Raw genomic sequence first — 19,881 nt, forward strand, 5'->3', positions numbered from 1 at the left:
AGAAAATAGATGAAAAAGCTGCTGTCATTTTTATTAATTGTAGTCACATTTCTGAGTTGTAAAGAGGAAGTGATTACTAAACCGGAGGGTCTTATTGAAAAAGGGAAGATGGTGAATATTATGTATGATTTGGCACTTTTAGAAGCGATTAAGTACCAAAACCCGACGTCTTTAAACACTAATAAAATAAACGCTCCAGATTATATTTATAAAAAATATAAAATTGACAGTCTTCAATTTGCGCAAAGTAATGTCTATTATGCCTCAAATTATGTGGAATACAAAGGGATGTTTGATCAAGTAATTAAGCGAATTGACAGTAGGAAAGTGATTGTAGATTCACTAGTAAAGGTGGAGAACAAGAATAAAATAAAATTAGATTCCATAAAAGGCATAACGAATCCTTTGTCTAAAAAAGGAGATTCCTTGAAAAAGAAAATCAGTACCGTTAATAAAAATAACACTCGAAGAGATACTGTTTTAACGGATTATCACATTTTAAAATAAAGGGGTAATTTTTTTAATATACTCTTCCACTTCTTGAAAATGATATTCTAAGGCAGTTTTTACCTTTTCATTCGAATATTCATTTATGGAATAAGATGCTTTGGCAGTTGCTTTAGTGATTTTTCTTTTGCTCTGAAAAATACTTGATAAAAACCAATCTGCTCTCCAAGCAAGACTTAATAAAAAAGGATTGGCATGATGTTTAGGTCTGTTTGTATTCAAAGCGTCCGAAATCATATTTAGTAGATCTCTAAAAATTATATTTTGAGAAATTACTGTAAACCGTTGGTTTGTAATAGTACTTTTCATCAATTGTGTCATGATTTTAACCACATCACTTACGGCGACAAATCCAGTGGAACCGGTGGTGTAAAATGACAATCCGTTTCTTATTTTTTCAAATAATTGTCCGCTTCCTTGATTTAAAAAACCAGGACCTATAATGACGCCTGGATTGACTATTATAACGTTTAGTCCTTCTTGTTGCCCACGCCAAATTTCCATTTCGGCACCATACTTTGAAATAGCATAATCGCTATGGGGTTTTTCGGGATTCCATTCCGTTTCTTCAGTAATAATTAATTCATTTCCAGTTAAATCACCAAGTGCAGCTGTAGAACTTACATGACATAATTTTTTAATTTTATTGACAAGACATAAGTTAACCACATTTGCAGTCCCCTCGATATTGGTTTTTCGTAAAAGGGCTTCGTCTTTTGGGTCAAATGAAATTACGGCAGCACAATGATATACATATTCAATTTCTTGAAAGGCTTCTTCTAACGAAGGAACGTCTATAATATCAGCTTTTATCCATTCGATAGCATCAAATAAAGGGGCTTTATTGTAACTTTCAAATAAAGATTTTGTTTTTTGGATGCTTTTTAGTTCACGATAAGTGGCGCGTATTTTTTTATTGTCTGTGCTTCCAGATTCTATTAAATGCAGCAGTAAATGCGCTCCTACTAACCCTGTTCCTCCTGTTACTAATACCATTTTGTAAAGATAAATAGATTGTTTGATTTTTAGACCGATTGATTTTCAAATTATGCAATTAAAACTATCTTTGTGAAAATTGATTTTTAGAAAATGAAAAATATTATTTCCGAATTACAATGGCGTGGATTGGTTCACGATATCATGCCTGGAACAGAAGAACAACTTTTGAAAGAAATGACTACGACTTACATCGGATTTGATCCCACATCAGATTCATTGCATATTGGGAGTTTAGTTCCTATAATTCTTTTGGTTCATTTAAAAAACTTTGGACATAAACCTATTGCTTTAGTAGGAGGCGCAACTGGAATGATTGGAGATCCATCAGGAAAATCGGATGAGCGAAACTTATTAGATGAAGCCACATTAAACTATAATGTTGAAGGTATAAAAAGTGTTTTATCACGGTTTTTGGATTTTAATTCGAATGAGATAAATGCTCCAGTTTTAGTAAATAATTACGACTGGATGAAAAATTTATCCTTTATTAATTTTGCTCGTGATGTGGGTAAAAGAATTACGGTAAACTACATGATGGCTAAGGATTCTGTTAAGAAAAGATTAGCGGGTGAAGGAGAAGGGATGTCATTTACCGAGTTTACGTATCAATTGATTCAAGGGTATGATTTTTACCATTTACATAAAGAGTACAACTGTTTGTTACAAATGGGAGGTTCTGATCAATGGGGAAATATCACAACTGGAACGGAATTAGTTCGTCGTATGAATGTAGGGGAGGAAGCTAAAGCGTATGCGATGACTTGCCCTTTAATTACGAAAGCAGATGGCTCTAAATTTGGAAAATCTGAAGGTGGAAATGTTTGGTTGACTACTGATAAAACTTCGGTTTATAAATTCTACCAATTTTGGTTGAACACGACTGATGTTGATGCGGAGAAATATATTAAAATCTTCACATTTTTAGATAAAGATTCAATCGATAGCTTAATTGAAGAACATAAAACAGCGCCTCATTTAAGAGTATTACAACGCAAATTAGCTGAAGAGTTAACCGTTTTTGTTCATTCTCAAGAAGACCTAGAGAAAGCGATAAAAGCATCGGCTATTTTATTTGGAAACGCGACTGCTGATGATTTGAAGGAACTAGATGAAGCTACTTTCTTGGAAGTTTTTGACGGGGTTCCTCAAGCTGAAATTGCGAGAAATGAAATGGACGCTGGAATTGATATTATCACTGTTTTAAATGATAAAACAGGGTTTTTTAAATCGAATGGGGAAGCCAGACGCGCTTTAACGGCAAATTCAATTTCAGTAAATAAAGAAAAAGTAAAAGAGGACTTTGTTTTGTCTTCAAAAGATTTAATTAACAATCAATTTGTATTGTTGCAAAGTGGGAAGAAAAATTATTTTGTGGTAAGGATTGTTTAACTGTTTATTCGGATAACCGATTAAACAAATAACCGCATCAACTTTTACAAAACCATTAAATTACAACCTCGAATATCCGAATTATCAAAACGTCCCAATACCTCGAAAGAGTTGTTGGGATTTTTTTTGCCTAAATCTTGTGTGGCAATAAAGGAACAGGAATTAATGTTAGCCAAATCAATGACGTTGATTCCGCCAGTTTTTCCGTTTTCAATATAAGTCAAAGCATCTTCGGTATCACGAATGTGGATTTGCATCCAAGAAGGGCATTCAAAGACTCCGTTACCCAACGAATAAGCTTGAGAGAGTAATTCAGTCATACCATATTCAGAATGGATTGCAGGTACTCCAAAACCATTGCACAGTTGTTCATGAAGTTCCTCGCGAATCATTTCTTTGCGTTTCCCTTTCATCCCGCCCGTTTCCATGATAATTGTATTCTGTAATTGAAAGGACTGTTTTTCTATTAAGTCTAATAATGCATAGGTAACACCAATCAAGATGACATTTTGACCTGATTGATCTAATGTGATGAGGTTCTGGATTAATTCATCATGATTATGAAGGTAAAAACCGCTTTCAGGATGTTTTGATAATTGAATTAAATCTTCGACCATATAAATCAATGAAGAGCCTTCTCTTTCTAGGTAAGAAGGTAATAGAGCTAAGACAACATAGTCTTCAATGTTTCCATAAAATTCCGAAAACGCTTTTCGATAACTTTCTTCATATATGGAAGCATCTGTCACTAAATGTTTACTAGTGATCATTCCTGTTGTACCACTACTTGTAAATGTTTCTTCAATAGCATTTGTGTTGGATAGAACTTGGTGGCTTTTGAAAAATTGAATAGGTAAAAATGGAATTTGTTGTATTGATTTTACTTTTGAAACTTCAACATTCAATAAGTTACAAAATTCTTTATAGACCAAGTTATTCTCATATTGAAAACGGAATACTTTTAAAGCTATTTTTTCAAATTGCTTTTGACCAGAAATTGCAAATATAGTGTCAGTTGTAATCAAGTTTTTTTTTACAAAGGTATAAATTTTAAAAACGCTTTAATAGTTCTAAATGAGTAAGGCTATAAAATAAAAAAAGCTTCAATTTCAATTGAAGCTTTTAAATTATGTTTTTTTAAGTAATTTTTATCTTACGATGAGCTTCCTTGTTGCCGAAGCATTGTTTTCATTTATTTTGATAATATAAACACCAGGTGAAATGTTTGGGATGCTTAACTCTCTTGAGCTGATCGTAGTTTGAAGTACTTTTTTTCCAAGGAGGTCAAAAATGATAACTTCTTTCTCTAAGTCATTTTTTGTAGAAATGTATACTTTACCATTGCTCACAGGGTTTGGGTACAAGTTCAAACCTTCAATAACAGAAGTTTCTTGAGTTTTTGGTTGTTGCTTTACATCTTGAGCGTTAGTGCTCATGGAAAAGAAAAAAACCAATAAGAGTATAGTATAAAAGTAATTTTTTGCCATCAGCTTAATTTTGTTTAGTAAATATACTAAAAAAATACAAATACTATACCAAAAAAAAACACCTTTCATATTGAAAGGTGTTTTTAATATAAATTTGGTTCTTTTTAGATTAGAAACCTACAGACCATCCAGCAGCCCAAGCTGGCATTCCAACTCCATTTCCAGCTCCAGTTGCAGTTGTAGATTCTGCAGTTACAATTGCAGAAACATCAACACTAACTCCGCTAGTTGCAGGTGCTACAGCATTTAATTTTCCTTTAGTTTTTACAGCAACATCTGCGATGAAGTTAACATTAACTGCTTTTAAAGCAGTAGGAATCCAAGCAATAGTTTCGTCATTTTCAACGTTGAAACCTACAGCCCATCCGCTAAATACTAAGTTTGTAAAAATCCCTTTAGTTCCTCTTCTTAATTTCATTGCATCATTTTCTAACCATGTTCCAGTTGTTGGAGTGCTACCAGGTCCTACAAGAGTTAAGTTAGTGATAGAAGGGTTAGCGATAGGAGTGTTAGAATATCCTAATTCAAAGTTATCTGCTTCGATTCCTCTATTCCCTTTTCCAAAATCTAATTTTCCGTACCAGTTTGTGTTTGTTCCAGACCATCCTTCAGTCCAGTCAAATTGATCATCTTCATTTCCGATAGAAATTAAGTTTGAAGTATTTACTGTTCCTCCAAAAAATTCAACTCCATCATCAGCTCCTTGGAAAAATTCTACATAGTCAATTGTAGTTCCTGAACCAACTCCAAATAATGAAAGTCCGTTAAATTCTTTTTCACTGTTAAAAGCAGCTCCAGCATATTCAATTCTAAGGTATTTGATTGATCCTGAATTGTCATTAGAAACAGTTCCACCGTAACTTAAGTCAGCTACTTCTGATTGAGCAGTACTTGTTCCACCAGTTACACGGTTGATTGGTGCTTTACCACAGATAACTAATCCACCCCAGTCTCCAGCTTTTTTAGTAGTTAATCCACTAGTCATAACAACTGGTTTAGCAGCTGTACCGTTTACATTTAGTTTTCCACCTTGAGCAATTGCTATATATGCAGAAGTTCCACCTGTACCTTCGATAACTGTTCCAGCAGGAATAATTAATGTTGCTCCGCTGTTTACTTGAATTTTACCTGTTAATTTGTATGTTTTTGTCGCGTCTAAAGTTACTTCACCGTCAGATATCGTTCCTTGGAAATTTGTTGCGTCAGCAACAAAAGTTGAAGAAGGAGGTGTAGTAGGTGTAGGAGTGTCATTAGATGAACAGCTAGTCATTAAACCTGCAGTTAATGCTAAAAATCCGAATAATTTTAAAGTTGTTTTTTTCATGATTCTTTAAATAATATTTTAGTTATTTTGTTGGTACAAAGATGCAATAAGAACTTTTTTTGGATGTTATCTAAATGTAATTGTTTGTTTAATAAAAGGACAATTGAACATTAAGCCAATGTTATTTAAGTAACCTTATGGTTTGTTGCTTTTGTGATTTCTTAAAGAATTGAGTAAAAAAAAAGAACAGCAATTAGCTGTTCTTTATAAGTTCCTTATTTTGATTTTTTAATTAAAATTGATAGTTCAGACTTAGACTTAATGTCATCCCTTTTTTATATGAAAGTACATTTACATCACCAGTAGCATTTTCTTGTACTCTATTGATTGACGGGTCTAAAATGTTTTTCACTACTAATCCTAGTCCTAATTGTTCAGTAAGTTTAGATTTTGCGATAAAGTCTAATGAGCCAAATGCTTTGTCTACTAAATCTCCTTTACCATTTGTTCCAATAGCATTTACTCTGTCTGAAAAGTAAGAGTAAGCTAAAGTTGTGTTTAGGTTGCTGTTTTTATTATTCCATTCGTTAAATAAAGTTAAGTCGGCATTTAATAGTAAATCAGATGCTCCTGTAAATTTACTTTTCTTATTTGTAAAGTCAACTTGGTAGTTGGTTTCACTATTTACCTTTCCAGCATTTAGTTCTTGGTTGCTATATAAATAAGAAGCGTTAATACCAGCGGATAGTTTTTTAGAATTTTCAGTGTCAAAATTAAAAAGTTGTTTTCTGTACTCAATTTCTCCACCCGCAACATATCCATAATCTCCTGTATTGATAAATGAGATATCATTTGAAGAAGAAGAAATTGTTACTTCGTTCATTGGGTTCAAAATATATTTTCCAAAAGCAGTAACCGAAATTAGTTCATCACTTTTAGGGAACATTTCCCATTTAAGGTCTAAGTTATAATCATCAGATTCATACAAGAATGGATTTCCTACTTTTACTTGTAATACTTCTTCGTAAACAAATAATGCTCTTTCTTTAAACTGAGGTAAAGTGTACGTTTTACTTGCTCCTAAACGTAAATTTTGTTTATCGTTTAATTCATACTTCATGATTACACTTGGTAAAAACGCTGTTTTTTCCAATTTATCATTACCAATACCACCTAACTGAGTGTACCAATTTACTTTTTGAGTAATTTGTTCTCCTCTTAAGCCTACTATTGCAGTTAACTTATTGAATGTATATTCCGTATTTAAGAAAGCACCATGGATTATCTGGTCGCCACCGTAAGTTTGAGGATCTAATGCATTAAATACTTGTGAATTACCACGAAATGTTGCTATAGAAAAATAGCCATTATTGAAATTATCTTGGTTATAAAACAAATCTAGGTTATTTGGATCTACAACAGTATTGGTGTACCCATTGTTAGCCTTAAAGTTGAATTGAGTTGCTTGAAAACCTCTTGATTTAATTCTTTCATTTGCACCCACTGTAATTTTTCCTAGAAAATCACCTGATGCATTTTTACTGAATTTATAATCATATGAAGCGTTTGCAGCTAGTTCGTCTTCTTTTAATTTTTGAAAATACCTGTGATTGTCTGGAGCTGAAATACTTGATAATTGATATCCAGTAGCTTCTTTTCTGAAAATATTTTGAACTCTGTCTGGCATGCTTCCGTCAATGATGTTGTATGAAACACCCCAATTTAATTTAGAACGATCCCCAATCTTGTGGTCTCCTAATATTTGGTTAATCCATAAACTATTTTTCTCATAATTGAAACGACGAATTAAACCGTTTCCATCGTTAGCGATATCTACAATGTACCCATAATACTCTTCTTTTGACTGCGTAGAAGTATTGATATAAAGTGTATTGAAACTTACTTTGTTATTATTGTTTATTTTGTAACCAATATTAGCCATTCCAGTAGTATTGGTTTCATATTTCATTTCGCTATATTTTTCGAAGTTTTTATTAGTGATTCCGTTACCATTTACACTTGCCTTTGCAGTTCCATTACTTTTAGATGAGAAATCGTTATTGAATGATGCTGTTGCAAAAAAGCTAAGTTTTCCTTCTGAACCTACATCAAATGATTTTCCTCCAGAAATTCCAAATGAACTTGCAATTGGAGTATAGTCTTGCATTTTTAGAGAGCTGTAGTTATATTGTGTTAATGCATTGGTAGGGATTCCTTTTTTTGTAAACCCCGTTCTGCTCATTCCACCTTGAAGTTTAAAATTGTTTTCGGCTAAAGCATTCGTATTTACTTTTGTTCCAATGTCTAATTTTAAAAAACCACTTCCTTTGTAATCTTTTGAAATAATATCTACGTTTCCACCCGCAAAATCTCCGTAGATTTTACCATTGTATACCTTGTCTATTGAAATATACTCAACGATGTCAGTGGAGAAAATTTCAAGATTTAAGTTTTTCTTTTCAGGATCGTTTGATGGTATAGGTAATCCATTCATTGTAGTTGAATTATAACGGTCTCCTAATCCTCTTACAAAAATATTTCCAGATCCTTCTTGTTTAGTTATTCCAGTAGTTTTTGTGACAGCTGTAGCAACATCACTAACGCCTTTTCTAGCTAGTTCTTGAGAGCCAATACTTTGTTTTATCTCAACAGCATTCTTTTGATCTAATAATAGAGCGGTCTCTTTTTGCTTGTTTACATTTGTTGTAATAACAACATCGTCTAATTTGTAACTAGAAGAACCAAGTGCTTGATTAAGTGCAATAGTTTCGCCACTTTTAACGATAACTGGAATTTCTATAGATTCATAGCCAATGAAGCTAAATTGTATTACATAATTTCCTGCTGGTGCATTTACAGTGTATTTTCCATCAATGTCGGTCGTTGCATTTATAGATGTGCCTTTTAATAATACGTTAGCAAAAGGTAATGTTTCGTTGTTTGAATCTTTATCAGTTAGTACTCCAGAAATAGTACCTTTAGTTTGTGCAAAAGTTAGGGTACTGATAAAAAGCGTTAAAATGAATAATTTCAGTTTCATAATTGTGTTTAATTTTTTGCAAAGTAATAGTGTCTTTGTAAAGTTCGTGTTACTGGGTTATTAAGATTTTGTTTCCACAGTATTACTAAATAGTTACCAAATTAAATTACGGTTAATAGTTATTTTTAACAATTCATTTATTGTTATATTTACATTCGTAAGCGTAAATTTGCTCAAATGAAGAAAAAACACACAAAGATTTTATTGGTTGATGACGAACCGGATATTTTAGAAATCGTAGGATATAATCTGAATCAAGAAGGGTATCAAATTTTTACCGCTTCAAATGGTAAAGAAGCAATTGCAAAAGCAAAAAAAGAATTACCAGACTTAATCATAATGGATGTGATGATGCCTGAAATGGATGGAATGGAAGCTTGTGAGAATATTAGAAAGATTCCAGAATTATCTAATGTAATCATTACTTTCTTAACAGCAAGGAGTGAAGATTATTCTCAGGTTGCTGGATTTGACGCAGGAGCTGATGATTATATAACAAAACCCATAAAACCAAAGTTATTGGTTAGTAAAGTGAAAGCTTTATTGCGTCGATTGAAAGAAAAAGAGCAAAATAGCGAAACACTTAATGTAGGTGGAATCGAAATAAATCGAGAAGAATATAAAATAGTTAAAGACAATATTGAAATTGCTTTGCCTAGAAAAGAATTTGAATTATTTTATTTATTAGCTTCTAAACCTGGAAAAGTATTTAAGCGCGACGAAATTCTGGATAAAGTCTGGGGAAATGAAGTTGTAGTAGGTGGTAGAACAATAGATGTACATATTAGAAAACTTAGAGAAAAAATTGGAGAAGATCTTTTTAAAACAATAAAAGGAGTTGGATACAAGTTTGAAGTATAGTTAGAGTGATTATTAATTCGAATAATCTCAATTCTATTCTTAGTTAAAAAAACAATGCAAGTAATAAATGAAATTAAGTTTTAAAAAAACCTATAAGTTTGCCGTAAAATCTGCTTTATATATCAGTCTTTTTTCAACAGGATTTGTAATGCTTTTGGTGACTTCTATATTTAATTATACTATACAAAAGCTGTGGTTGTTTGGTTTTATTTTTACCTTAATCCTTTATGTTTTTTCATTTATTGTTTTGCAATATAGGGTAGAACGTTTTATATATAGACGTGTAAAAAAGATCTATGATGAAGTGTCATTATTAGAGTCCAGCAGCTTTATCAATCAGCCCATCACCACAGATATGGAAACCCTGACTAGGGAAGTACGAAAATTTGCCACCGATAAAAAATTGGAGATAGAATTACTTCAAGTGAGAGAGGAATACCGAAGAGAATTTTTGGGAAATGTATCGCACGAGCTTAAAACACCATTATTTACAGTACAGGGTTATATATCTACATTGCTGGATGGAGCGATGGATGATAAAGCGATTCGAAAAAAATATTTAAAGCGTGCCGAAAAAGGAGTGGAACGTCTTATTTATATTGTAGAAGATTTAGATATGATTACCAAATTGGAAGTTGGGGATCTTAATCTTGAATATTCTGAATTTGATATTGTAGAATTAATTCAAAATGTTTTTGACTTATTAGAAATGAAAGCTGAAAAGAAGAAGATTACTTTGGCTTTCGAAAACTATCATATTTTACCTAACTTAGTTAGAGGAGACAAAGATCGAATTCAACAAATCATTGAAAATTTAATTGTTAATTCAATTAAATACGGAAAAGTAAATGGTACCACCGAAGTTGCAGTAGTAAACTTGACTAAAGAAAAAGTGTTGGTTCGTGTTAGTGATGATGGAGAAGGTATTGAAAAACAAAATATCCCTAGACTTTTTGAACGTTTTTATAGAGTGAATAAAAGTGGATCTCGTTCAGAGGGTGGCTCCGGTTTAGGTTTAGCAATAGTAAAACACATCATAGAAGCACATAAAGAAAAAATTTATGTGGAAAGTGAATTTGGTATTGGATCTGAATTTTCTTTTACCCTTGAAAAAGTAGTAAAACAGGTTAAATAATCCCTTTTCATAATGAAATATTTAGTCACTTAATTAGTATAAACATTGGGTTTTATTATTTGATCTAAATTTTTTAATGTGTGCTAAATTTTTGTACGTAAGTATGTTATAAAAATTTGGTAACAATTTAATAACATTTAGGACGTAATAAAATAACATAAATTTTAAATTAGCTTAACATAAAATAGGATATTTGCACAATAAAATCAAAAAAAATTATTGTGAAAAATATCTCGTTATTTTTATGTGTTTTCTTTATTTCGTCATTGTCATTAATGGCTCAAACTGCTGATAAAGATTTTGTCCCAAGTGGCGCACCTATTTTCAAAGTATTTTGGAATTACAGCCAAGATTTTACTCCTAATGCAGTCAAAAAAAGTGCCTTTGCATTAGACAGAGCCTATTTGGGTTATAAATATGATTTTAGCGATAAAATAGCTGCTAAAGTTATATTTGATGTAGGAAATAATACAGCAGGTAGTGCTTATACTGCGTTTTTGAAAATAGCACAATTAGACTGGAAAGTAGCCACTGGTGTAAAACTGAGTATGGGTATGATTGGTTTGAAACAATTTAATGATCAAGAAGATTTTTGGGGTTACCGTTATATATATAGAGTTTCTGATGATCTAGACGGAATAGGTAGTAGTGCTGATTTAGGTGTTAATGCTGAATTTACTTTAACTAAAAATTTGAAATGGAATGTTCTTGTTGTCAATGGTGAAGGTTTTAGAAACATACAGGATACTAATGGTAATCAAAGAATTGGGAGTAGTTTAGTTTATACTCCGATAAAAGGTTTGATAACAAAAGTATATTTCGATACTCAAAGCGCAACTGGATCTAAAGCAGTTACAACAATGGCGTTATTTGCAGGATATAATACGGGTAAATTTAGATTTGGTGCGGAATACAATCAATTGTTAAACGGTACATCTTTTGCAGTTCCTGCTGTTGACCATGAATTAAGAGTTGTGTCTTTTTATTCAACTTATGTAATAAACAAGAAAATCGAAATATTTGGTCGTTTTGATCACGAGAAATCAAATATGTTATCTGGAGCAACAACTGTTTGGAATGCAGCTAAAGATGGTAATTTAATGATTACGGGTTTTCAATATGCTCCTTCTAAAGGATTGAAATTGGCATTAGATTATCAAGGGTATAATTTTGAGCAATCTGGTGTACCTTCTCAGTCAAAAGTATTTATAAATGCAGAGTTTAATTTATAAGTCTTTTTTATAAAAATTATATTTTTTTAGGGATGCTAAATTAGGGTTGCTTAAATTTAGTTTTATATAAAAGTCACCAACAGAATTTATAAAATGCTGTTGGTGACTTTTTAAATTTATTTCTGCAATGGAGAAGTTGCAAAGAAATTTAAAATTCTATTTATTTAAAAAGAAAGCGTAGTGTTGTTTAAATTGACCTTTGTGAAATTAATGGAAACAATAAAATAATAAGATTTTTACTACTTAAAAAAAGTGTGTCGTTGTTTAAAACGACACACTTTTTTTGTTTTTTAGGTTTATTAAAGAAAATACTTATAAATGAAAACTGGTAAATCAAGTGTTTTTTTTACCAATGTTAATATAATGTTAACTAAAATATAGGTTGTAAAGCACTGTATTTACTAGATTTTTTTGTTATATGGAGTTGTTTTATTGCTGATTTTCATTGTTTTTTATTAGTTATATCACGATTACTTTTCATTATGATAACCTTGTCTTAATATCTGAGGCTTTAATTAACATTAGTTTTGCACCAAAATAATAATAAAATAACAAATTGTTAAAATGAAAAATTTTTTATTAAGTATCATGCTGGTGTTTTCTTTTATTGCATCAGCTCAGGAAGGTACAGTTGAAAAAAAGATAACAGACAAAAAAACAGAGTCTACACAATACCTAAATTCGGGTAAAAAACTAGGGTTTACCGCAAAAGATAGTTTGTTTCAGGTGAATATAGGCTTTAGAATTCAAAGTAGAGCAGGGTTTCATAAAAGTGAAGGAGAAACGGGTGTTGTTGAGGGAGAAATTAGAAGAATGAGATTAAAACTAGATGGTTTTGTGTATAATCCTAAGTTCGGGTATAAGGTGGAACTTGGATTTTCTGCAAGAGACATGGCATTATCTGGAAATAGTGGAAATGTAATTCTGGACGGGGTGCTTTTTTACAAACCTGCAAAAAATTGGACAATTGGATTTGGACAAACAAAGTTACCAGGAAACAATCAAAGGGTAGTTTCATCAGGATCTTTAGAATTTACAGATCGTACAATTAACAATTCAAAGTTTAACATAGATCGTGATTTTGGTTTGTTTCTTGATTATTCAAAAGAAGATGCAAATCACTTTTCGTATGCATTAAAAGGAGCTATTACAAAAGGGGAAGGTAGAAATTATACTAAAAGTTTAAATGATGGTATTTCCTTAACAGGTAAAGTTGAATTGTTTCCTCTAGGTTCTTTTACAAAAAACGGATCTCATTTTGAAGGGGATTTAATGAGAGAGAAAACGCCAAAATTAATGCTATCAGGGGCTTTTAGTCAAAACAATAATGCAGGTAGATCTCAAGGCCAATTAGGTAATGATCTATTTGAAGCGAGAACATTACAATCAGTATTTTTTGACGCGATGTTTAAATACAATGGATGGACGGCATCAACAGCTTATATGTCTAGAATGACGGATAATGCAATTACTGTGAATCCTTTAGATGTCACTAAAAAACAAGCAGTTTTTGTAGGTCATGGAGTTGATACGCAATTAAGTTATGTGTTTCCTTCTAAATATTCATTAGCGGGTAGGTATTCTACTCAAAAACTGGGTGCAGATATTGAAACAATAAGTCCTAATGTAGATGAGTATGCAATCAGTTTGTCTAAATATATTTTAGATCACAAATTAAAAATTCAGACTGAATTTTCGTATGAAAATGAAAAGTTTTATACAGGAAATACTTCTGGTAGCTGGTATGCTCGTGTACAAGTGGAGATAGGAATATAGCTATTTTAATAAAGAACCGTTTTTAAGCGGTTTTTTAGTTTTCAATTGTATTTTTAGAAAAAAAATAAAGATTGGATAATACTTACTTAATATTAGCTTAACATAGAGTTAGTACATTTGTCAAAAATTTAAAAAACCATTATGAAAAATAACACAAAATTATTTTTAATGTTACCTTTAATAGGGATGTTAAGTTGCGGTAAAGCAAAAACTGAAGATAAAGGAACTGAAGCTAAAGCAGCTAGTGTGTCTATTACGATGAAAGGAAGCGATACTGTTTTACCTTTGGCTCAAAAAGAAGTTGAAGATTTGATGAAATCAAATTCGGACGTTAGTGTTACTGTTGTAGGTGGTGGTTCAGGTGTTGGTTTGACAGCTTTGATTGATGGTACTACTGATATTGCAATGGCTTCAAGAGACATGAAAACAGAAGAGAAATTAAAATTCGCTGAATTAAAAAAAGATATTGAAGAAGTGGTTATTGCTTATGATGCATTAACTGTTATTGTAAATCCAGCTAACAAAGTTTCTCAATTGACACGTGAGCAATTAGAAAAAATCTTTACAGGTGAAATTAAAAACTGGAAAGAAGTAGGTGGTGAAGATGCGAAAATTGTAGCTTATTCAAGAGAATCTTCTTCTGGTACGTATGAGTTCTTTAAGGAGGAAGTAATGGAAAAGAAAAATTACGCAACTAACATTTTAAGTTTACCAGCTACTGGGGCTATCGTTCAAGCGGTTGGTCAAACTAAGGGAGCTATTGGGTATATTGGATTAGCTTATGAGACTAAAGAAGTAAAACAATTGGCTGTTTCTTATGACCAAGGTAAAACTTTTATTGAGCCATCTGTAGCAAGTGCGAAAGATAAATCATATCCAATTTCTAGACCATTGTTTTATATGTTTGATAAAACTAATGCAGCAAAAGTAAAGTCTGTTGTTGATTTTGCACTTTCACCTGAAGGACAAAAAGTGGTTTCAGAAGTAGGTTATGTACCATTGAATTAATAAAGGTTAATTTATAAATGAAGAACGGCCGTCTTATTTAAGACGGCCTTTTTTTATTAAAAAAAAGAGTTGTACTTTTAAAAGCCATTACAATCGCTTAACATTAAGTTAACATAAGGATAATGATGTGAAAACATTAGGGACGTTTACCTAGCGTAGTTTTGCTAAAAATAAAATATACTGATTTGAAAACAAATTTTAAACAGATTAAAGAAAAGGTTATTGAAACAATTTTAATGCTAAGTAGTGCTGCTACTAGTATTACAGTTATTTTGATTGTCTTTTTTCTATTTATTGAAGGAGCTGGAGTTTTTAGTAAAAAACCCATTGATGATGGATTTTTATTAGCAGTGTCAGTTGATAATCCAGTTAAAAAACTAAAACCTTCAGAGATAAAAGATATTTATGATCAAAAAATCACCAATTGGAGTCAGCTTGGAGGCAAGAATGAACCAATTGTTTTATTTAGAGCGGGAGATATAACTGATTATTATACTGATGAAGAATTAGGGAAAAACTTTGAATTCTTTCCTGATAAAATCAATGAACTTATAGCAAAAACACCAGGTATAATTGCATTTTTTTCTGATAAGTATAAAGCAAAAGATTTTAAGGGAAGAGAGTTAGATATTGATAAAATTAAAGTTTCTGAATTTTTATCAGGGGAAGAGTGGTTTCCTACGGCACAGCCTATAGCACAAATGGGAGTAAAGCCATTAATATACGGTACTTTGTGGGTTAGTTTTGGTGCTATTTTATTGGCTTTGCCTATAGGATTAGCGGCAGCTATTTACTTAAGTGAAATTGCTAAGAAAAGAACACGTAGTCTTCTAAAGCCACTTATTGAGTTACTTGCAGGGATTCCATCAGTTGTTTATGGTTTTTTTGGGTTGGTAATCATTGTTCCGTTAATTCAAAGTACTTTTAATTTACCTGTTGGAGAAACAGGACTGGCAGGTAGTGTAGTTCTAGCTATTATGGCTTTGCCAACTATTATTACTATTTCTGAAGATGCTATGCGCAATACGCCTCGTGCTATGAAAGAAGCGAGTTTAGCTTTGGGTGCAAGCAAGTGGCAAACCATTTATAAAATTGTAATTCCAAATTCCGCTTCGGGAATAACTGCGGGCGCAATATTAGGTATTGGTCGTGCCATTGGAGAAACGATGGCTGTTTTGATGGTTACAGGTAACGCAGCTGTAATTCCTCATACGCTTCTTGAACCAGTACGTACTATCCCTGCAACTATTGCTGCTGAATTAGGTGAGGCTCCAAATGGTGGTTTGCATTATGAGGCTTTATTTGCTTTGGGTTGTATTTTATTTATTATCACTTTTATAATAAATATGCTAGTAGAGGTTGTTACAAATAGAAAATCTCATAAAAAACATTAAAATGAGTCAACAAAGTAGTTTAGCAAAGAGGAAAAGAAGAAATCAAAATATTGCTTTTGGTATATTTAGTGTTACTAGTTATGCGATAGTTGCTCTTTTATTCGTAATATTAGCTTTTATTGTGGTAAAAGGCATTGGTGTAATCAGTTGGGAGTTTATTACTGAAATGCCTAAAAATGGAATGACAGAAGGCGGAATTTTTCCAGCAATAGTTGGTACGCTTTGCTTAGTTTTAGTAAGTATGGTATTTGCTTTTCCAGTTGGTGTTTTGGCAGCAATTTATATGAATGAATATGTAAAAGATGGCTGGATAAAGAAAATAATCAAACAAATGACAAACAATCTTGCAGGTGTACCGTCAATCGTTTTTGGACTTTTTGGAATGTCATTATTTGTAAATAAAATGGGTTTTGGGGATTCTATTTTAGCAGGTGGATTAACGTTAGGATTGTTAGTTTTACCAATTGTTATTAGAACTACTGAGGAGTCATTGAAAGCAGTTGAAGATACTTTTAGACAAGCGAGTTATGGAGTAGGGGCAAGTAAATGGGAAACGACAAGTAAGATTGTATTTCCTATAGCATTCCCAAACATTATTACTGGATTAATTTTATCTATAGGAAGAGTTTCTGGAGAAACTGCTCCAATTTTATTTACAGTAGCAGCCTATTTTTTACCAAAATTACCAACGTCAATTTTTGACCAAGCAATGGCTTTGCCTTATCATTTATATGTGATTTCAACTAGTGGAACTAATATAGAAGCTTCAAGAGCTATGGCATATGGTACAGCACTTGTTTTAATTATAATTGTATTAATTTCTAATTTATTAGCGAATGCACTTCGTAAATATTATGGAAAAAAAGTAAAAACGAATTAACATGCATAAAATAGAATCAAAAAACGTAAATTTTAATTACGGGGAATTTCAAGCGTTGCACGACATTACAATTTCAATGAAGGAAAATACCGTTACAGCATTAATCGGTCCTTCAGGTTGTGGGAAATCTACCTATTTACGTCTATTAAATAGAATGAATGACTTGATTGATAATACTCATATGACAGGGAGTATTCTTATTGATGGAGTTGATATTTATGAAAAACAAACAAACGTAGATGATTTGCGTAAAAATGTTGGAATGGTTTTTCAAAAACCAAACCCTTTTCCAAAAACAATTTTTGAAAATGTTGCTTATGGATTACGAGTTAATGGTATTACGGATAAAAAAATAATTGAAGAAAGAGTAATTACATCTATTGAGCAAGTAGCACTTTGGGATGAAGTGAAAGATAAACTTAAAAAGTCTGCTTTTGAACTTTCAGGAGGACAACAACAGCGCCTTTGTATTGCTAGAGCTTTAGCTATTCAACCTTCGGTTTTGTTAATGGATGAACCTACGTCTGCATTAGATCCAATTTCGACTTCAAAAATTGAGGAGCTTATTTATGAATTAAAAAATAAATATACTATAGTTATTGTTACCCATAACATGCAACAAGCAGGTCGTGTTAGTGATAATACTGCTTTTTTCTATATGGGTAAATTGATTGAGTATGATAAAACAAAGACAATCTTCACTAAACCAGCAATTAAGCAAACAGAAGATTATATAACAGGAAGATTTGGATAAGATTGATTTTGATTTGATTTCAGAATCGTTTAACTTTAAATCTTTAAATCTTTAAAAAATGGCATCACACTTAGAAACAGAATTAGGTAAGCTTAAAAGCATCATAATAAAAATTGGAAATTTAGCGGAGTCTCAAGTGAGTGAAGCTGTAAAATCATTACTATCTGAACCAGGTTCTGAAAGTAAAGAAGTAAAAAAAACGGAAAGTAAAATTGATAAACTAGATGTCAAAATTGATGATATTTGTCAAAGTGTTTTTGCGTTACAACAACCAGTTGCTTCTGATTTAAGATTTATTATGTCTGCAATGCAAATGAGCAATCAGATTGAACGAATTGGTGATTTGTCGATGAGTATCATTAAGTTGTCAAAAAGTATAAAGGAAAAGCATGAATTAATATCTAAATTTAATATTGCTGAAATTACTGGTGAAGTTGAAATGATAATACTGAAAACGAATCAATGTTTTGAAGTTTTGGATGAGTCTAAAATTGATGATATATTCTTCTTGAATAATAGTATCAAAGATAAAAGTGGGGAAGCTATTGAAAATATTATTGGTGAAATGAAGAACAATTCTAAAACAGTTGTATCTGGGACCAATCTTATCATGGCTTTAAAACATCTTGAAAGAATTGCAGATCATTGTACTAATATTGCTGAGTCTGTTTACTTTATGATTAATGCTAAAACCATTAAGCATGAAAAATTAAACGACAAAAAATAATTTATTTTTATAATTGAAAGCTGACTTTTGTATCAATCTTAGATGTAAAAGTCAGCTTTTTTTATTGAAAAACTTCAAATAAGTTCTCCCAATCTATTTTATTATTAATAGTTTGAAGTCCGCTATATTTGTTTAATTCGAATAAGTTTTCGATTTTGAATTCGTCTTGATTGGCAAATGGAGCGAGCCCTTCCTCTTTTAATTTTTGTGCTAGATAAACTTGTTCGTATTGTCCTGGTGTTGGAATAAAAAAAGCTTTCTTTCCAAGTTTTACTAAATCCATAATTGTTGTGTAGCCAGAACGACAAAGAATGATCTCACTTTCATTGAAAGCTTGCTCTAATTGGCGACTATTCATGAAATTATAAAAGAGTATGTTTTTAATCTTCTCCTTTGTTTGTTCCTTTTCAATAATTCCCTTAATGAATATAACTTCTCCTTTATATCGTTTAAGTTCGACTTTTATTTTTTCTTCCAATAAACTTCTTTGAGGTTCAGGACCAGAAAGGATCACCATTAAATCATATTTAGTTGGAAGCTCTTTTTTTATCATTCGGCTAAGTGGGCCAATATATTTCAAATTTAGATTTGATTTTTTTAAATGACTTAATTTACTTGCTAAATTTGGTATTTTTTCTACATCTGGAATCCAACATTCTGAATATTTTTTGATTATTTTCTGATGCAGTTTACTAGTTATCCAAGTTGTTTTGCCTGTCAATACATTTATTTGGTGTGTAATGTAAACAGAAGGTATTCTTTTCGAATAACACCCTAATCGATTATCTGATATAATTCCATCAATTTCGTATTGGTCAATCCATTTTGCAACTATTTTTTTTTCTTTCCAAATTGCTACCATCATTTTTGGAGAATTAAGAAAAAGCTTCCATTTAAAATAAGTACTATTCTTAGGGTATTCTATTTGGTAAGAAGGTAATTCAAGCATTTTTAAATAGGGAAATTCTTTACGCAATAAGTGCAATGCTGCCCCATCTGAAGCGATAATTGGGATATAGTTGTTTTCTTGCAGCGCTTTTATAATTGGTATACACCTTGATGCGTGTCCTAAACCCCAATTTAGAGGTGTGATTAATATTGTTTTATGGGAAGCTGAAGAGTAGTCAATCATTTTTTAAAATCATTTTATTTGCTTTTTTAAAGGTACATAAAGTGAATTACTTCTGAATTGATTTAAATATTACCAAATGATTAAGGAAGCAGTCATTTGGGATTAGTGTTTTAGGAAATGAAAGGTAATAGCGACTCGAATTTTTATTTTTGGCTTTTTAATTTAACAGATGATGGTAAGTTAAGATGGAATAATGTAAAATGTAAGGGATTGTAATGAATCCTTAGCTTTTTTTCTTACAAAATTCAGTTTTTTAATATGGATATTTTTATTGTATTTGCATTATAAAGGCATAA

The 19,881-nt window shown here is 31.5% G+C and carries 17 protein-coding genes; 11 read left to right on the plus strand and 6 right to left on the minus strand.

Annotated elements, in window-relative coordinates; genetic code table 11:
- The first annotated feature begins 9 nt into the window (after window positions 1–9).
- The gene (locus AB3G39_RS03780; RefSeq protein WP_367755625.1) at window positions 10–507 is read left to right on the plus strand and encodes a DUF4296 domain-containing protein; all 498 of its coding nucleotides are present in this window, start codon (window positions 10–12) and stop codon (window positions 505–507) included.
- On the opposite strand, the gene AB3G39_RS03785 is transcribed toward AB3G39_RS03780, so the two are convergent.
- Window positions 499–1,503 (minus strand): NAD-dependent epimerase/dehydratase family protein, encoded by a 1,005-nt coding sequence (locus AB3G39_RS03785; RefSeq protein ID WP_369766063.1) that lies wholly within the window; start codon window positions 1,501–1,503, stop codon window positions 499–501. The two genes, AB3G39_RS03780 and AB3G39_RS03785, sit on opposite strands and share 9 nt — an antisense overlap.
- A gap of 93 nt (window positions 1,504–1,596) precedes the next feature.
- On the opposite strand from AB3G39_RS03785, the gene tyrS reads away from it, so the two are divergent.
- A complete protein-coding gene (gene tyrS / locus AB3G39_RS03790) occupies window positions 1,597–2,895 on the plus strand; it encodes a tyrosine--tRNA ligase (RefSeq protein ID WP_369766065.1) in 1,299 nt (432 codons plus the stop codon).
- A 44-nt stretch (window positions 2,896–2,939) separates the two neighbouring features.
- Here the strand turns inward: tyrS and AB3G39_RS03795 are convergent, their stop codons facing one another.
- The 4 genes from AB3G39_RS03795 to AB3G39_RS03810 form a co-directional block, all read right to left on the minus strand.
- Window positions 2,940–3,920, minus strand: a complete 981-nt coding sequence (locus AB3G39_RS03795) for an acyl transferase (protein WP_369766066.1) — start codon at window positions 3,918–3,920, stop codon at window positions 2,940–2,942.
- Between the two features lie 123 nt (window positions 3,921–4,043).
- On the minus strand, window positions 4,044–4,382 hold the full coding sequence (locus AB3G39_RS03800; RefSeq protein WP_369766067.1) for a T9SS type A sorting domain-containing protein: 339 nt from the start codon (window positions 4,380–4,382) through the stop codon (window positions 4,044–4,046).
- A 109-nt stretch (window positions 4,383–4,491) separates the two neighbouring features.
- Window positions 4,492–5,706: a hypothetical protein gene (locus AB3G39_RS03805; protein WP_369766068.1), complete on the minus strand. Its 1,215-nt coding sequence runs from the start codon at window positions 5,704–5,706 to the stop codon at window positions 4,492–4,494.
- A 232-nt stretch (window positions 5,707–5,938) separates the two neighbouring features.
- Window positions 5,939–8,686 carry a TonB-dependent receptor domain-containing protein gene (locus AB3G39_RS03810; RefSeq protein ID WP_369766069.1) on the minus strand — a complete coding sequence of 916 codons (2,748 nt, stop codon included), beginning with the start codon at window positions 8,684–8,686 and terminating at the stop codon, window positions 5,939–5,941.
- Window positions 8,687–8,863: 177 nt separating this feature from the next.
- Between AB3G39_RS03810 and AB3G39_RS03815 the strand changes: the two genes are divergently transcribed.
- The 9 genes from AB3G39_RS03815 (at window position 8,864) to phoU (ending at window position 18,453) form a co-directional block, all read left to right on the plus strand.
- The gene (locus AB3G39_RS03815; RefSeq protein ID WP_367755611.1) at window positions 8,864–9,547 is read left to right on the plus strand and encodes a response regulator transcription factor; all 684 of its coding nucleotides are present in this window, start codon (window positions 8,864–8,866) and stop codon (window positions 9,545–9,547) included.
- 67 nt (window positions 9,548–9,614) lie between these two features.
- The gene (locus tag AB3G39_RS03820) at window positions 9,615–10,682 is read left to right on the plus strand and encodes a sensor histidine kinase (protein ID WP_367772329.1); all 1,068 of its coding nucleotides are present in this window, start codon (window positions 9,615–9,617) and stop codon (window positions 10,680–10,682) included.
- 221 nt (window positions 10,683–10,903) lie between these two features.
- Window positions 10,904–11,914 (plus strand): hypothetical protein, encoded by a 1,011-nt coding sequence (locus AB3G39_RS03825; RefSeq protein WP_369752665.1) that lies wholly within the window; start codon window positions 10,904–10,906, stop codon window positions 11,912–11,914.
- 564 nt (window positions 11,915–12,478) lie between these two features.
- Complete coding sequence (locus tag AB3G39_RS03830) at window positions 12,479–13,690, plus strand: porin (protein WP_369766070.1); 1,212 nt, start codon at window positions 12,479–12,481, stop codon at window positions 13,688–13,690.
- A 141-nt stretch (window positions 13,691–13,831) separates the two neighbouring features.
- On the plus strand, window positions 13,832–14,698 hold the full coding sequence (locus AB3G39_RS03835; RefSeq protein WP_367755603.1) for a PstS family phosphate ABC transporter substrate-binding protein: 867 nt from the start codon (window positions 13,832–13,834) through the stop codon (window positions 14,696–14,698).
- A 185-nt stretch (window positions 14,699–14,883) separates the two neighbouring features.
- Window positions 14,884–16,092 (plus strand): phosphate ABC transporter permease subunit PstC, encoded by a 1,209-nt coding sequence (gene pstC, locus AB3G39_RS03840; RefSeq protein ID WP_367772323.1) that lies wholly within the window; start codon window positions 14,884–14,886, stop codon window positions 16,090–16,092.
- A 1-nt stretch (window position 16,093) separates the two neighbouring features.
- Window positions 16,094–16,972 carry a phosphate ABC transporter permease PstA gene (pstA, locus tag AB3G39_RS03845; RefSeq protein WP_367772322.1) on the plus strand — a complete coding sequence of 293 codons (879 nt, stop codon included), beginning with the start codon at window positions 16,094–16,096 and terminating at the stop codon, window positions 16,970–16,972.
- 1 nt (window position 16,973) lies between these two features.
- A complete protein-coding gene (pstB, locus tag AB3G39_RS03850) occupies window positions 16,974–17,726 on the plus strand; it encodes a phosphate ABC transporter ATP-binding protein PstB (protein WP_367755597.1) in 753 nt (250 codons plus the stop codon).
- Between the two features lie 58 nt (window positions 17,727–17,784).
- The gene (gene phoU, locus AB3G39_RS03855; protein WP_367755595.1) at window positions 17,785–18,453 is read left to right on the plus strand and encodes a phosphate signaling complex protein PhoU; all 669 of its coding nucleotides are present in this window, start codon (window positions 17,785–17,787) and stop codon (window positions 18,451–18,453) included.
- Between the two features lie 61 nt (window positions 18,454–18,514).
- On the opposite strand, the gene AB3G39_RS03860 is transcribed toward phoU, so the two are convergent.
- Entirely contained in the window at window positions 18,515–19,585 is a 1,071-nt protein-coding gene (locus AB3G39_RS03860) for a glycosyltransferase (protein WP_369752663.1), read from the minus strand.
- Between the last annotated feature and the right edge of the window lie 296 nt (window positions 19,586–19,881).

Source organism: Flavobacterium sp. WC2416 (assembly GCF_041200095.1).
In the GTDB taxonomy this organism is placed as follows: domain Bacteria; phylum Bacteroidota; class Bacteroidia; order Flavobacteriales; family Flavobacteriaceae; genus Flavobacterium.

Coding starts and splice junctions, on each gene's coding strand:
- pstA (WP_367772322.1), top strand. CDS start 16,094: ATGAGTCAACAAAGTAGTTTAGCAAAGAGGAAAAGAAGAAATCAAAAT.
- tyrS (WP_369766065.1), top strand. CDS start 1,597: ATGAAAAATATTATTTCCGAATTACAATGGCGTGGATTGGTTCACGAT.
- AB3G39_RS03810 (WP_369766069.1), bottom strand. CDS start 8,686: ATGAAACTGAAATTATTCATTTTAACGCTTTTTATCAGTACCCTAACT.
- AB3G39_RS03835 (WP_367755603.1), top strand. CDS start 13,832: ATGAAAAATAACACAAAATTATTTTTAATGTTACCTTTAATAGGGATG.
- AB3G39_RS03815 (WP_367755611.1), top strand. CDS start 8,864: ATGAAGAAAAAACACACAAAGATTTTATTGGTTGATGACGAACCGGAT.
- AB3G39_RS03820 (WP_367772329.1), top strand. CDS start 9,615: ATGAAATTAAGTTTTAAAAAAACCTATAAGTTTGCCGTAAAATCTGCT.
- AB3G39_RS03805 (WP_369766068.1), bottom strand. CDS start 5,706: ATGAAAAAAACAACTTTAAAATTATTCGGATTTTTAGCATTAACTGCA.
- pstB (WP_367755597.1), top strand. CDS start 16,974: ATGCATAAAATAGAATCAAAAAACGTAAATTTTAATTACGGGGAATTT.
- phoU (WP_367755595.1), top strand. CDS start 17,785: ATGGCATCACACTTAGAAACAGAATTAGGTAAGCTTAAAAGCATCATA.
- AB3G39_RS03800 (WP_369766067.1), bottom strand. CDS start 4,382: ATGGCAAAAAATTACTTTTATACTATACTCTTATTGGTTTTTTTCTTT.
- AB3G39_RS03780 (WP_367755625.1), top strand. CDS start 10: ATGAAAAAGCTGCTGTCATTTTTATTAATTGTAGTCACATTTCTGAGT.
- AB3G39_RS03785 (WP_369766063.1), bottom strand. CDS start 1,503: ATGGTATTAGTAACAGGAGGAACAGGGTTAGTAGGAGCGCATTTACTG.
- AB3G39_RS03830 (WP_369766070.1), top strand. CDS start 12,479: ATGAAAAATTTTTTATTAAGTATCATGCTGGTGTTTTCTTTTATTGCA.
- AB3G39_RS03860 (WP_369752663.1), bottom strand. CDS start 19,585: ATGATTGACTACTCTTCAGCTTCCCATAAAACAATATTAATCACACCT.